At 70.4% G+C, this 12,023-nt stretch carries 14 protein-coding genes and 1 tRNA gene; 12 read left to right on the top strand and 3 right to left on the bottom strand.

The features are described 5' to 3' along the window. Window positions 1–107 precede the first annotated feature (107 nt). The gene (locus tag AB0B29_RS21120) at window positions 108–1,706 is read right to left on the bottom strand and encodes a helicase HerA-like domain-containing protein (protein ID WP_362241810.1); all 1,599 of its coding nucleotides are present in this window, start codon (window positions 1,704–1,706) and stop codon (window positions 108–110) included. 106 nt (window positions 1,707–1,812) lie between these two features. Here AB0B29_RS21120 and AB0B29_RS21115 point away from each other — a divergent pair, with 106 nt between their 5' ends. Together AB0B29_RS21115 and AB0B29_RS21110 are read left to right on the top strand one after the other, a co-directional pair. Beyond that, window positions 1,813–2,109 carry a type II toxin-antitoxin system VapB family antitoxin gene (locus tag AB0B29_RS21115; RefSeq protein ID WP_003999914.1) on the top strand — a complete coding sequence of 99 codons (297 nt, stop codon included), beginning with the start codon at window positions 1,813–1,815 and terminating at the stop codon, window positions 2,107–2,109. 121 nt (window positions 2,110–2,230) lie between these two features. Next, the gene (locus AB0B29_RS21110) at window positions 2,231–2,848 is read left to right on the top strand and encodes a LytR C-terminal domain-containing protein (RefSeq protein WP_362242027.1); all 618 of its coding nucleotides are present in this window, start codon (window positions 2,231–2,233) and stop codon (window positions 2,846–2,848) included. 25 nt (window positions 2,849–2,873) lie between these two features. Here AB0B29_RS21110 and upp read toward each other — a convergent pair whose 3' ends face one another. Next, on the bottom strand, window positions 2,874–3,509 hold the full coding sequence (gene upp / locus AB0B29_RS21105; protein WP_104778992.1) for a uracil phosphoribosyltransferase: 636 nt from the start codon (window positions 3,507–3,509) through the stop codon (window positions 2,874–2,876). Window positions 3,510–3,641: 132 nt separating this feature from the next. Here upp and AB0B29_RS21100 point away from each other — a divergent pair, with 132 nt between their 5' ends. The 8 genes from AB0B29_RS21100 to AB0B29_RS21065 all read left to right on the top strand — a co-directional run bounded on the left by AB0B29_RS21100 (window position 3,642) and on the right by AB0B29_RS21065 (window position 8,250). Beyond that, window positions 3,642–3,875, top strand: a complete 234-nt coding sequence (locus AB0B29_RS21100; RefSeq protein ID WP_362241807.1) for a hypothetical protein — start codon at window positions 3,642–3,644, stop codon at window positions 3,873–3,875. A gap of 276 nt (window positions 3,876–4,151) precedes the next feature. After that, a complete protein-coding gene (locus tag AB0B29_RS21095; RefSeq protein WP_362242024.1) occupies window positions 4,152–4,703 on the top strand; it encodes a tRNA adenosine deaminase-associated protein in 552 nt (183 codons plus the stop codon). A 56-nt stretch (window positions 4,704–4,759) separates the two neighbouring features. Further along, window positions 4,760–5,191, top strand: a complete 432-nt coding sequence (tadA, locus tag AB0B29_RS21090; protein WP_362241804.1) for a tRNA adenosine(34) deaminase TadA — start codon at window positions 4,760–4,762, stop codon at window positions 5,189–5,191. Window positions 5,192–5,236: 45 nt separating this feature from the next. Continuing rightward, window positions 5,237–5,321 (top strand) — tRNA-Ser (locus AB0B29_RS21085). Window positions 5,322–5,448: 127 nt separating this feature from the next. After that, window positions 5,449–5,625: a hypothetical protein gene (locus AB0B29_RS21080; protein ID WP_362241801.1), complete on the top strand. Its 177-nt coding sequence runs from the start codon at window positions 5,449–5,451 to the stop codon at window positions 5,623–5,625. Then, window positions 5,625–5,918 carry a Dabb family protein gene (locus tag AB0B29_RS21075; RefSeq protein ID WP_031105389.1) on the top strand — a complete coding sequence of 98 codons (294 nt, stop codon included), beginning with the start codon at window positions 5,625–5,627 and terminating at the stop codon, window positions 5,916–5,918. The genes AB0B29_RS21080 and AB0B29_RS21075 overlap by 1 nt, the downstream gene beginning before the upstream one ends. 207 nt (window positions 5,919–6,125) lie before the next feature. Then, complete coding sequence (locus tag AB0B29_RS21070; protein WP_436845868.1) at window positions 6,126–7,079, top strand: RNA polymerase sigma factor SigF; 954 nt, start codon at window positions 6,126–6,128, stop codon at window positions 7,077–7,079. A gap of 268 nt (window positions 7,080–7,347) precedes the next feature. Further along, the gene (locus AB0B29_RS21065; protein WP_362241798.1) at window positions 7,348–8,250 is read left to right on the top strand and encodes an RNA polymerase sigma factor SigF; all 903 of its coding nucleotides are present in this window, start codon (window positions 7,348–7,350) and stop codon (window positions 8,248–8,250) included. A gap of 258 nt (window positions 8,251–8,508) precedes the next feature. On the opposite strand, the gene AB0B29_RS21060 is transcribed toward AB0B29_RS21065, so the two are convergent. Beyond that, window positions 8,509–8,706: a hypothetical protein gene (locus AB0B29_RS21060; protein ID WP_362241795.1), complete on the bottom strand. Its 198-nt coding sequence runs from the start codon at window positions 8,704–8,706 to the stop codon at window positions 8,509–8,511. Window positions 8,707–8,921: 215 nt separating this feature from the next. Here AB0B29_RS21060 and AB0B29_RS21055 point away from each other — a divergent pair, with 215 nt between their 5' ends. Together AB0B29_RS21055 and AB0B29_RS21050 are read left to right on the top strand one after the other, a co-directional pair. Further along, the gene (locus AB0B29_RS21055) at window positions 8,922–9,410 is read left to right on the top strand and encodes a MarR family winged helix-turn-helix transcriptional regulator (RefSeq protein ID WP_362241792.1); all 489 of its coding nucleotides are present in this window, start codon (window positions 8,922–8,924) and stop codon (window positions 9,408–9,410) included. A 13-nt stretch (window positions 9,411–9,423) separates the two neighbouring features. Next, window positions 9,424–11,964, top strand: a complete 2,541-nt coding sequence (locus tag AB0B29_RS21050) for an MFS transporter (RefSeq protein ID WP_362241789.1) — start codon at window positions 9,424–9,426, stop codon at window positions 11,962–11,964. Window positions 11,965–12,023: the final 59 nt, after the last annotated feature.

Genomic DNA, 12,023 nt, shown 5'->3' with positions numbered 1-12,023 from the left:
GAACACCTCCGCCACCCCGAAGAGTCCCGCCGACGAACACCTCCACCATCCCGAAGAACCCCGCCGGTCCCACGCCTTCACCACCCACCCCGAAGAACCCCGCCGGCCTAACGCCTCCGTCGCCCCTTGCGCCGGGCCGTGCCGAACAGTGACCTCGTGATCTCCCGCCCGATCTGCGTCCCGACCGACCGGGCCAGGGACTCGAACACCCCGCTCCCCACCACCTGCTCCACAGCGGACGGCCGTTCCTCTTCCCGGGGTCTCCGGGAAGCCGCGCCCCGCATCTCGTCGGGCCCCTTCGCACCCCGGCCGCGCTCCAGTCGCTCGTACGCCGACTCCCGGTCGACGGCCTGCGCGTACCGCTCGTACAGCGGCGAGTCCGCGACGGCCCGCTCCAGAGCCTCCTGCCCGAGCGGCCCCATCAGGGACTCGGGTGCCCTGAGCCGGGTCGCGGCGACGGGGGTCGGGGCGCCCTTCTCGCTCAGCACCGTCAGCACCGCCTCCCCCGTCCCCAGGTTCGTCAGCACCTCCTCGAGGTCGTAGGGCGACTTCGGGAAGGTCCGCACCGTGGCGCTCAGGGCCTTCTGGTCGTCGGGGGTGAAAGCCCGCAGCGCGTGCTGGACACGGTTGCCGAGCTGGGCGAGGACCTCGGCCGGTACGTCCTTCGGGGACTGCGTCACGAAGAAGACCCCGACCCCTTTCGAGCGAATCAGGCGCACGGTCTGCGTGATGGACTCCAGGAACGCCTCGGAGGCGTCGTCGAAGAGCAGGTGCGCCTCGTCGAGGAAGAACACCAGCCGCGGCTTGTCGACGTCGCCGAGCTCCGGCAGATCGTGGAAGAGATCGGCGAGCAGCCACATCAGGAACGTCGAGAACAGCTGAGGCCGGTCCTGTACGGCGCTCAGCTCCAGGACGGACACGACGCCGCGCCCGTCCTCACCCGTCCGCAGCAACTCGCCCGTGTCGAACTCCGGCTCCCCGAAGAAGCCGGACGCGCCCTGCGCCTCGAAGGCGGTGAGGGACCGCAGGATCACTCCGGCCGTGGCCGCCGACAGACCCCCGATCGTCCTCAGCTCCGGGCGGCCCTCGTCCGAGGTCAGGAACGTCACGACCGCCCGGAGGTCCTTCAGGTCGATCAGCTCCAGGCCCTTGCTGTCGGCGTAGTGGAAGATCAGCGCGAGCGACTGCTCCTGGGTCCGGTTCAGCCGCAGCACCTTGGCCAGCAGCACCGGCCCGAAGCCCGTGACCGTGGCCCGGACCGGGACGCCGCGTCCGATGCCGCCGAGGGCGTAGTACTCGGCCGGGAAGCCGGTCGCCGTCCAGCTCTGGTGGACATCCGCCGCCCGGCCCTCGACCCGGGCGTCCGGGCGGCCGGGCGCGGCGATCCCGGAGAGGTCGCCCTTGATGTCGGCCAGGAAGACCGGCACGCCCTGGGCGGACAGCTGCTCGGCGATCAGCTGGAGCGTCTTGGTCTTGCCGGTGCCGGTCGCGCCGGCGACCAGCCCGTGGCGGTTGAGCATCGCCAGCGGCACCCGGACCTGCGCATCCGGCAGGCACTGCCCGTCCCACAGCAGGGCCCCCAGATGCAGGGCCGGGCCGGAGAAGGCGTAGCCGGAGGCGATCCGCAGGGCGTCCTGGGGGAGGGCGGCGGCACGGGCGGACACCTCGGGGGCGGCGGCCGACGGCATGGTCTCGCGGTCCGGCATATTCACGCCCCTGTTCCCGGTTCGTACCGCCTTGTGGGGTTTTTTTCAGCGTCGCACCTCGGCGCCATGGCTGCGCCCGGAAGGTCTTGACCGGTAGGCTTTCCGTGTGATCTTCAAGCGCATCGGAAACGGCCGGCCGTACCCCGACCACGGCCGGGAAAGCACCCGGCAGTGGGCGGACGTCGCGCCGCGCCCGGTCCGCCTCGATCAGCTCGTGACGACCAAGGGTCAGCTCGATCTGGAAACGCTGCTCGCCGAGGACTCGACGTTCTACGGCGACCTCTTCGCGCACGTCGTGAAGTGGCAGGGCGACCTGTACCTGGAGGACGGACTGCACCGCGCGGTGCGCGCCGCGCTCCAGCAGCGCCAGGTGCTGCACGCGCGCGTGCTCGAGCTCGACTGATCTCCGTCGGTCGCGGGTTGGCCCTTTCGGGTTCCACTGGGCGACGTCGAATGATCATCTAGTAGGCATCGTCGCCCGGGCGCACTACGCTGCGCTCATGAGCATGCTGACTCCCCCCGGCATGGGCGGCAAGTACCGCATCACGGGCAACAAGTACCCCAAGATGCGTCGGCCCCGGCGGCGCGGCAGGCTCGTCGTCCTGACCGTCGCGTCCGTCGTCGTCCTCGGCGTGGGCGGGTGGGGCACGCTGCAGCTCATCGACGTCTTCACCGGCGGCGGCAGAAAGGCTTCGGCGGCCGGCGACGGGACGGACTGCGGCATCAAGACCAAGGCGAGCCCCTCGCCCCGCGCCAAGGCCCTGCCCGAGCCGCGCACGATCACCGTCAACGTGCTCAACGCCACCACCCGCGGCGGCCTGGCGAAGAAGACCGCCGACGAGCTCCAGAAGCGCGGCTTCAAGATCGGCGACGTGGGCAACGCGCCCCAGCAGTACGACAAGAAGGTCAAGGGCACCGGCCTGCTGCTCGGCCCCGCCGCCGCGCTCGACACCGCGCTGCCCGTGCTCGGCACCCAGCTCCCGGGCGCCGAACGGCGTACCGAGGCGGCCCGCAAGGGCGCTGCCGTCGACCTCGTCATCGGGGACGGCTTCAAGGAGCTGGCGAAAAAGCCGGACGCCAACCGGGCGCTGACCAAGCTGGCCACGCCCGAGCCGGCGCCGACATCGAAGAAGGGCTGCTGAACCACCCGGGTCCGGCTCGGCGGACCTACTCGGCCGCCCCGTACATCCGGTCCCCCGCGTCGCCGAGGCCCGGCACGATGTAGCCGTGCTCGTTCAGCCGCTCGTCGACCGAGGCGGTCACCACCGTCACCGGCGTGCCCGCCAGCTCGCGCTCCATGATCTCGACGCCCTCCGGCGCGGCCAGCAGCACCACGGCGGTCACGTCGTCCGCGCCACGCCGGATCAGCTCGCGGATCGCCGCGACCAGCGTGCCGCCGGTGGCGAGCATCGGGTCGAGCACGTAGACCTGACGCCCCGACAGGTCCTCGGGCATCCGCGTCGCGTACGTGGAGGCCTCCAGCGTCTCCTCGTTGCGGATCATGCCGAGGAAACCCACCTCGGCGGTCGGCAGCAGCCGGACCATGCCGTCCAGCATGCCGAGCCCGGCCCGCAGGATCGGCACCACCAGCGGCCGCGGGTGCGACAGCTTGACGCCCGTGGTCCGCGCGACCGGCGTCTGGATGTCGACCTGTTCGGTGCGCACGTCGCGCGTGGCCTCGTAGGCGAGCAGGGTGACCAGCTCGTCGGCGAGACGGCGGAAGGTCGCGGAGTCGGTGCGCTGGTCGCGCAGCGTGGTGAGCTTGTGGGCGACCAGAGGGTGGTCGACGACGTGGAGACGCATGTCCACAACATTAACCGGGCGGGGTGCCCCGGCCCGCACGGCAAGCCCGTCGTCCGGCCGTCACCCGGTCACCGGCGTCAAACCGCCCGTCCGGGGGAAGGCGGAAGGGACGGACTAGGGGTGGTGAACCTGATGCCGGACCGGAAATTCCGAGACGATCCGCTGCCGCGCATGTGGCCGGGGACGGGCCCGACGCCCGACCGGACGGACGGGACCGACGAGTCCGACGCCGACCGGCGCCGGCGTCGTGCCCGGTTCCTGCGCGATCTGGCCGAGGCCCGGGCGCTGCGCGACCGCGTCCAGCCGCGCCGCGCCAAGACGGCCCGGCTGCGCCACGCCATGCGCATGCGCACGTTCCGCTGGTAGGAAACGGGTGAGGAAACCCCCGGCAAAGATCACGAACCGCGCGGAGATTGTCGCGGGTGACCGTGCGTGGAGCGGGGCAAAGCCGCGTACGATCCGCAGGTGGCGGCAACGGGCGTGCGAGCAGAACTGCCGGACACAGGGAGCCGAAGACGTCCCCTGAACGCCTTGTTTCTGCCACGATTTCGAGTGGGTGGGGCTCGGACGAGCACTCCCCGCCCGTAACCTCCGCCGGGGGGACCCCCAACCGGCACGCCTATGACCAGTGGGAGAGTCACGGTGTACTTCGCCGCACTGCTCGCGCGCACCGAAGACGGGTGGGAAGCGAGCGACACAGAGCTCGACGATGTGGAAACCCTGTCGGATCTCGCCGACCTGGCCCGTGAAGCCTCCCCCGACGAGGACACGGTGCTCGTGCTCATCGAGCAGGAGGACGCCTGGTTCGGCGTCGTCCGCGTGGACGGCGAGGAGGACCCTCGCATCTACGTCTCCGACGCCGCCGCCGCTGCCCGCAGCAGCTACGGCGAGATCCTGCTGACCGACGAGCTGCTCGGCCGGGATCCGGACGACGGGGACGATCTCGACGCCCTCGATCTCGACGGCACCGAGGACGGCGAGTCCGACGGTGACGACGTGGATGCCGAGGACGCCGAGGGCGGCTCCGGGGCCGTCGGCGCCGCCGAGTCCGTGCCGCACGGACCGGTCGGCGACGCGCTGATCCTCGACGACCTCGGCGTGAGCGAGACGGACCTGCGGCTGATGTCGACGGACGCCGTCACCGAGATCGCCGAGTCCCTGGGCGCCTCGGAGACCCTGGAGACCGTCCGCTGACCGGTCGTGGCAGCGCGGGAGTGCCGGATCCGGTCCGGGACCCGTGGCGGCCGGCGATGCGCCGCGCCCTGGACGAGGCCGCCGAGGCCGTCCAGGGCGGGGACGTCCCCGTCGGCGCCGTCGTCCTGGCCCCGGACGGCACGACCGTGCTCGCGACCGGGCACAACGAACGCGAGGCCGGCGGCGACCCCACGGCCCACGCGGAGCTGCTCGCCCTGCGGCGGGCGGCGGCCGCCCTCGGCGCCTGGCGGCTGACCGGCTGCACCCTCGTGGTGACGCTGGAGCCCTGCACGATGTGCGCGGGCGCGATCCAGCAGTCCCGCGTCGACCGGCTCGTCTACGGTGCCCGCGACGAGAAGGCCGGCGCGGCCGGATCACTCTGGGACCTCGTCCGGGACCGGCGGCTCAACCACCGGCCCGAGGTGATCGAGGGCGTGCTCGCCGAGGAATGCGCCGGGGTGCTCACCGAGTTCTTCCGCGGTCGCTGAATACCGATTTCAAAGCACGCGGCACCTTGCTGTAAGGTCTCCCTCGGTAGCGTGTCCGAGCGGCCGAAGGAGCTCGCCTCGAAAGCGAGTGTGGCGCAAGTCACCGAGGGTTCAAATCCCTCCGCTACCGCTTGTGAAGGGCCCCGTCGTCAGACGGGGCCCTTCGTGCGCTCTCGGTGCGATCTGCCCCTTCGGGTGATCGGCCCTTCGTGCGATCATGTGCGCTGCATGGGACACCAGTGACAGGGGAGGCCGCGGTGGCGGTGAACGCGAAGAAGATCGCCGTCTACGTCGTCGTGGTCTTCGTGATGTACGTGATCGTCACGGACCCGAAGAAGGCGTCCGAGTACGTCCTTATAGGGTTCCAGGGCATATCGGACGCCGCTCAGGCCCTCGGCGACTTCGCCACATGGGTCGCCAACGGAGGAAAGTGATGATCCGCCACCTGGTGCTCTTCAAGCTCAACGAGGGCGTCGAGCGGGACGACCCCCGGGTCGTGAAGGGCGTCGAGGCCTTCCGCGCACTCGGCGACAAGATCCCGGAGCTCCGCTTCTGGGAGCTCGGCTGGAACGTCAGCGACCGTCCCATCGCCTACGACTTCGCCATCAACTCGGCCTGCGACGACGCGGACGCGCTGCGGCGGTACGTGGAGCACCCGGACCACCAGGCCGGGGTCGCGCTGTGGCGGGAGTTCGCCACGTGGGTGATCGCGGACTACGAGTTCTGAGACCGGCTCCGAGACCGGTCGCTTCCGCCCCCTGTCGTCTCGACAGGGGGCTTTGTCGTCGGGTGACGATTCGCGATTCGTGCGGCTTTCATTCCTCAACACGTAGTTTTGGGGTGCTTGCACACAGAGTGCATGTCTTGTGATGCTATGACCGCTTTTGATGGAAGAGTTGACGGATGAGTCGACGATGACGAGGTGGAGTTGACCGTGCTGGCCAGTACCGCACCTCAGGCACCGTCCCCTCAGGCGCCACCCTCGTCCTCTCCAGCACCACCCTCGCCCCCGCAGGCGCCACCCTCGTCCCAGCAAGCCCCGGGCCCTCAGAGCGCACCACCTCAGGGAGCACCCCCTCAGGCGGCATCACCGGAAGGCGCTCCGGCCGCACCGCAGCGCAGTAGCCGTGGCGCCGACACCCGGGCCCTCACCCAGGTCCTCTTCGCGCAGCTCAAGGAGCTCCAGCCGGGCACCCCGGAGCACGACCGCGTACGCGGGGCGCTCATCGAGGCCAACCTCCCGCTCGTGCGCTACGCGGCCGCCCGGTTCCGCTCCCGCAACGAGCCGATGGAGGACGTCGTCCAGGTCGGCACGATCGGGCTCATCAACGCCATCGACCGCTTCGACCCGGACCGGGGCGTGCAGTTCCCGACGTTCGCGATGCCGACCGTCGTGGGCGAGATCAAGCGGTACTTCCGCGACAACGTCCGCACCGTGCACGTGCCGCGCCGGCTGCACGAGCTGTGGGTGCAGGTCAACAGCGCGACGGAGGACCTCACGACCTCCTTCGGACGCACCCCGACGACCGCGGAGATCGCCGAGCGGCTGCGCATCACCGAGGACGAGGTGCTGTCCTGCATCGAGGCCGGAAGGTCGTACCACGCGACGTCCCTGGAGGCCGCCCAGGAGGGCGACGGGCTGCCGGGGCTGCTGGACCGCCTCGGCTACGAGGATCCCGCCCTGGACGGCGTGGAGCACCGGGACCTCGTCCGGCACCTGCTCGTCCAGCTGCCGGAGCGGGAGCAGCGGATCCTGCTGCTGCGGTACTACAGCAATCTCACGCAGTCTCAGATCTCCGCGGAGCTCGGTGTCTCACAGATGCACGTGTCGCGGCTACTCGCGCGTAGCTTTCAACGATTGCGGTCTGCGAACCGTATCGACGCGTAACCGCAAACGTTAGCGAGAGGTCACCGCGGGGAGGGAATCGCTCATCAGGGCGGTTGCCGACAGTTGAAAGCCGAAAGGGCGTCAGACCCGTTGTTTGCAGGGCGTATTCGCGTCTCAGATGTCGACATGTCACTACAGCGTGTTGCCGACATGTGACATTCTGCGGGAAGCGCGTTTGCCGGAGCTTCGGCTCCGGTATTCAGGTGAAGGCTGCGTTCCTCAAGCGGGGGCGTTCGCCGCGACCGTCCCGCGACCCAAAGGGGGTGGCATGTCCGCAGAACAGGGCAGCTCGAAGGTGCTCACGCTCGCGGAGAGCGAGACAGCTCCCCATGCTCTCGACTCACTCGGCTCCATCGATGACGTACCGGCCCTCCCGGCCGAGCCCGTTCCGGTCCTTCCGGCTGCGGGCGCCATCGACACCCGCACCCTGTCCCGCTCCCTGTTCCTGCGGCTGGCCGCGCTCGACGAGGACAGCCCCGAGCGTGCGTACGTCCGTGACACGCTCATCGAGCTCAACCTCCCGCTCGTGCGGTACGCCGCCGCGCGGTTCCGGTCCCGGAACGAGCCGATGGAGGACATCGTCCAGGTCGGCACGATCGGGCTGATCAAGGCGATCGACCGGTTCGACTGCGAACGGGGCGTGGAGTTCCCGACGTTCGCGATGCCGACGGTGGTCGGGGAGATCAAGCGGTTCTTCCGGGACACGTCGTGGTCGGTGCGGGTGCCGCGGCGGCTGCAGGAGCTGCGGCTCGCCCTGACCAAGGCCAGCGACGAGCTCTCGCAGAAGCTGGACCGGTCGCCGACGGTGACCGAACTGGCCGCTGTGCTCGGGGTGTCCGAGGAGGACGTCGTCGACGGGCTGGCGGTGGGGAACGCGTACACCGCGTCCTCGCTGGACTCGCCGGCGCCGGAGGACGACGGCGGCGAGGGGTCGCTGGCGGACCGGCTGGGGTACGAGGACACCGCGCTGGAAGGTGTGGAGTACCGGGAGTCGCTGAAGCCGCTGCTGGCGAAGCTGCCGCCTCGTGAGCGGCGGATCATCATGCTGCGGTTCTTCGCGAACATGACGCAGTCGCAGATCGGTGAGGAGGTCGGCATCTCGCAGATGCACGTCTCCCGACTGCTGACCCGGACGCTGGCGCAGCTCCGGGAAGGCCTGATCTCGGACTGAGCGAGTCCTGACCGAGGGGCATCGACCGAGGAGGGCTGAGGCGCGGTCGTTCGTGACCGCGCCGTCCGCCTGCGCCTTCCACCGGGTGGTGGGTCGGGGCCGCGCCGGGGGGTGTCCGTCCTCGGAACGGCGCGATCGACTTGCCACACCGACTGACTGTCCGTTGACGCGCCAACCGCTGCGGGCGGACACCCCCCGACACGTCCCCTTGCGTCGTCCGGCGGCTGCGGGAACCTTGTGGCTCGCCCCGCAGACGCCTTACGCCAGCGCCAGCCAAGCCACCGCTGCGATGACCGCTACGGCGACTACCACGCCGAGGATGAGGCCGATGCGCGGGCCGCTGCTGGTGGGGGCCGCCGTCTGACGGCCCTGCGGGGCCTCGTCGACGAACGCGCGGAACATCTGGGTGCTGCCGGCGGGGTCGTGATTGCCCTGCGGGGCCTGGTTGTTAGCCATGGCCCGAGACCCTAGCGAAAACGGCGGGGCTCCCCAAGTGGGGGTAGGGCTTCCGTTTGGGGCCGAGTGGGCCCTACCGCCGGGCTCGTCACCAGCACGTTTACTGCCGCAATACTTGCCTTTGCCAAGTTTTTATGCCGCACCGACCTCTTTTATTTGCCTGCAGCAACCAACAGCTTCTATGGTTGCCCCAAGCAACGAAAGCGGGAGGTGTCATGGCCGAAAAGGCGCAGTACGAGGAGCTGGTCCGCCAGTTCAGCGCCTTCGGCGCCGTGAAGCGGGAGCTCGGGCGGATCATGCCCGCCGAGTGCCCCGGCGGGTCGGCGGCCGTACTGACCCTGCTGGGCCGCCACGGCGACATGCGCATGAGCAAGCTCGCCGAGCTGCTCGCGGTGGACATGTCGGTCACCAGCCGCCACGTCGCACACGTCGTGGCCCGCGGCTGGATCGAACGCTCCCCCGACCCGGCGGACAAACGCTCACGCATCCTGCGCCTCACACCCGCGGGCCTCACACAGCTCGACGAGCTGTCCCGGCGGACCACCGAGGTCCTCGCCGAGCGGCTGAGCGACTGGACCGACGAGGAGGTCGGCCAGCTCACGGACCTCATGGCGCGGCTGAGGGAGAGCTTCGACTGCCGTTCCGGGCCCCGGGCCGCACCACCCGCTCTCGACCAGACCACCCGTACACCCGCAAGCACGTAAGAAAAGGAAGCCCATGGCAACGACCACACCAGCCGGTGTGCGGGCTCATGCCAAGCACGGGGGAGGCTCCCACGGCTCCCACGGCGACGGCGCTCCCATGACGCACCGGCAGATCATGGAGGCCCTCACCGGCCTTCTGCTCGGCATGTTCGTCGCGATCCTGTCGTCGACGATCGTCTCCAACGCCCTGCCCCGCATCATCGGCGACCTCGGCGGCGGCCAGAGCGCCTACACCTGGGTCGTGACCGCGTCCCTGCTGACGATGACGGCCTCCACCCCGCTGTGGGGCAAGCTCGCCGACCTGTTCTCCAAGAAGCTGCTGATCCAGTTCGCGCTGGTCGTCTTCGTCCTGGGTTCGGCGGCGGCGGGCATGTCCCAGAACCCGGGCATGCTCATCACCTTCCGCGCGGTCCAGGGCATCGGCATGGGCGGTCTGTCCGCGCTGGCCCAGATCATCATGGCGGCGATGATCTCGCCCCGTGAGCGCGGCCGTTACAACGGCTACCTCGGCGCCACCTTCGCCACCGCCATGGTCGGCGGCCCGCTGGTCGGCGGCGTCATCACCGACACCGACTGGCTCGGCTGGCGCTGGTGCTTCTACGTCGGCGTGCCCTTCGCGGTGATCGCCCTGATCGTGCTGCAGAAGACCCTGCACCTGCCCGTCGTGAAGCGGAAGGTCAAGGTCGACTGGGCCGGCGCCTTCTTCATCACCGCGGCCGTCTGCCTGCTGCTGATCTGGGTGACCTTCGCCGGCGACAAGTACGACTGGCTCTCCTGGCAGACGTACGCGATGGTCGGCGGTTCCGTGGTGCTGCTGGCGCTGTTCGTCCTCGTCGAGGCCAAGGCCAGCGAGCCGATCATCCCGCTGCGGCTGTTCCGCAACCGCACCATCACGCTGGCCTCCCTGGCCTCCCTGTTCGTCGGCGTCGCGATGTTCTCCGGCACCGTCTTCTTCAGCCAGTACTTCCAGCTGGCGCGGGACAAGTCGCCGACGATGTCCGGTGTCATGACGATCCCGATGATCGCGGGTCTCTTCGTCTCCTCCACCGTCTCCGGCCAGATCATCACCCGGACCGGGCGCTGGAAGGGATGGCTGCTCGGCGGCGGCGTGCTGGTGACGGCCGGCCTCGGTCTGCTGGGCACGATCCGGTACGACACCGAGTACTGGCACATAGCGATCTTCATGGCGCTGATGGGCCTCGGCATCGGCATGATGATGCAGAACCTGGTGCTCTGCACGCAGAACCAGGTGGAGCCGAGCGACCTGGGCGCCGCCAGCTCCACGGTGACCTTCTTCCGGTCCCTGGGCGGTGCCGTCGGCGTCTCGGCGCTGGGCGCGGTCCTGGGCAACAAGATCACCGACTATGTGAAGGACGGCCTCGCCGACCTCGGCGCCAAGGGCGCGGCCCTCGGTCACGCCGGTACGGGCGGGGGCGGCATCCCCGACCTCGACGCCATGCCCGCGCCGATCCGCACCATCGTGGAGAGCGCCTACGGCCACGGTGTCGCGGACGTCTTCCTCTACTCGGCCCCGCTGGCGCTGCTCGCGCTGCTGGTGTCGCTGTTCATCAAGGAGGTCCCGTTGAAGACGAAGGGTGGGCTGGCGCAGGCCGCCGAGTCCGAGACGCCTGCCGTGGCTCCCGCCGAGGCGGTCGCGGTCGAGACCCCCGCCGCGGAGAAGACCGCGCCGAGCTGGGCCGTGGCCGAGACCGACGCCGCCGACGGCACCGGGCCCGAAGGCACCCAGCGGCTCGCCGCCGTCGCCACGGCGGAGCGTCCGGAGGCGACCTCCGGTGGTGTTCCGGTGCGTGGTTTCGTGCGCGGCAACGAGTCCGCCCCCGTGCCGCAGGCCGCCGTCACCCTGATCTCGCTGGCCGGGCGCCAGTTGGGCCGGTCCGTGGCGCAGGCCGACGGCTCGTACGCCGTGGACGCCCCGGGCGCCGGCTCGTACGTCCTGATCGCCTCCGCCGACGGCTTCCAGCCGCAGGCCTCCACGGTCGTCGTGAACGGCGAGCCGGTCGCCTACGACATCCTGCTCAGCGGCACCAGCGGGCTCACCGGTCTGGTGCGGGCCGCCGAGAGCGGGCAGCCGGTCAAGGACGCCATGGTCATCGTGACCGATGTGCGCGGGGACCTGCTGGCCAACGGGACCACGGGTGAGCAGGGCGAGTTCTCCTTCGCCGAGCTGGTGCCGGGGGCGGTGACCGTCGCGGTGAACGCCGCCGGGTACCGGCCGCGTGCCCTGCCCGTCGAGGTGGGCGGCACCGGGGTCACCCGGGTCGAGATCGACCTGGACTCGGGCGCCCGCGTCCAGGGTGTCGTCCGCGCCCCGCACGGCCCGCTGGCCGACGCCCGGGTGACGCTGGTGGACCAGGCGGGCAACGTCGTCGGCTCGGCCACGACCGGCACGGACGGGGCGTACGCCTTCACCGACCTGGACGGCGGCGAGTACACCGTCATCGCCACGGGCTACCCGCCGGTGGCCACCGCCCTGACGGTCGCGGGCGCCGGCACCGACGGCCACGACATCGAACTCGCCCACCCCGGCGAGTAGTCCGACCCCGGCCCGTGGCAGTGGGGCGCGCTCTGAGCGGAGGTGCGCCCCCTGTCGCG

It is taken from the genome of Streptomyces tibetensis (assembly GCF_040647715.1).
Taxonomy (GTDB): Bacteria; Actinomycetota; Actinomycetes; order Streptomycetales; family Streptomycetaceae; genus Streptomyces; species Streptomyces tibetensis_A.
The sequence above is the reverse complement of the archived record's forward strand: the minus strand, read 5'-3'. Positions and strand labels throughout refer to the sequence as shown.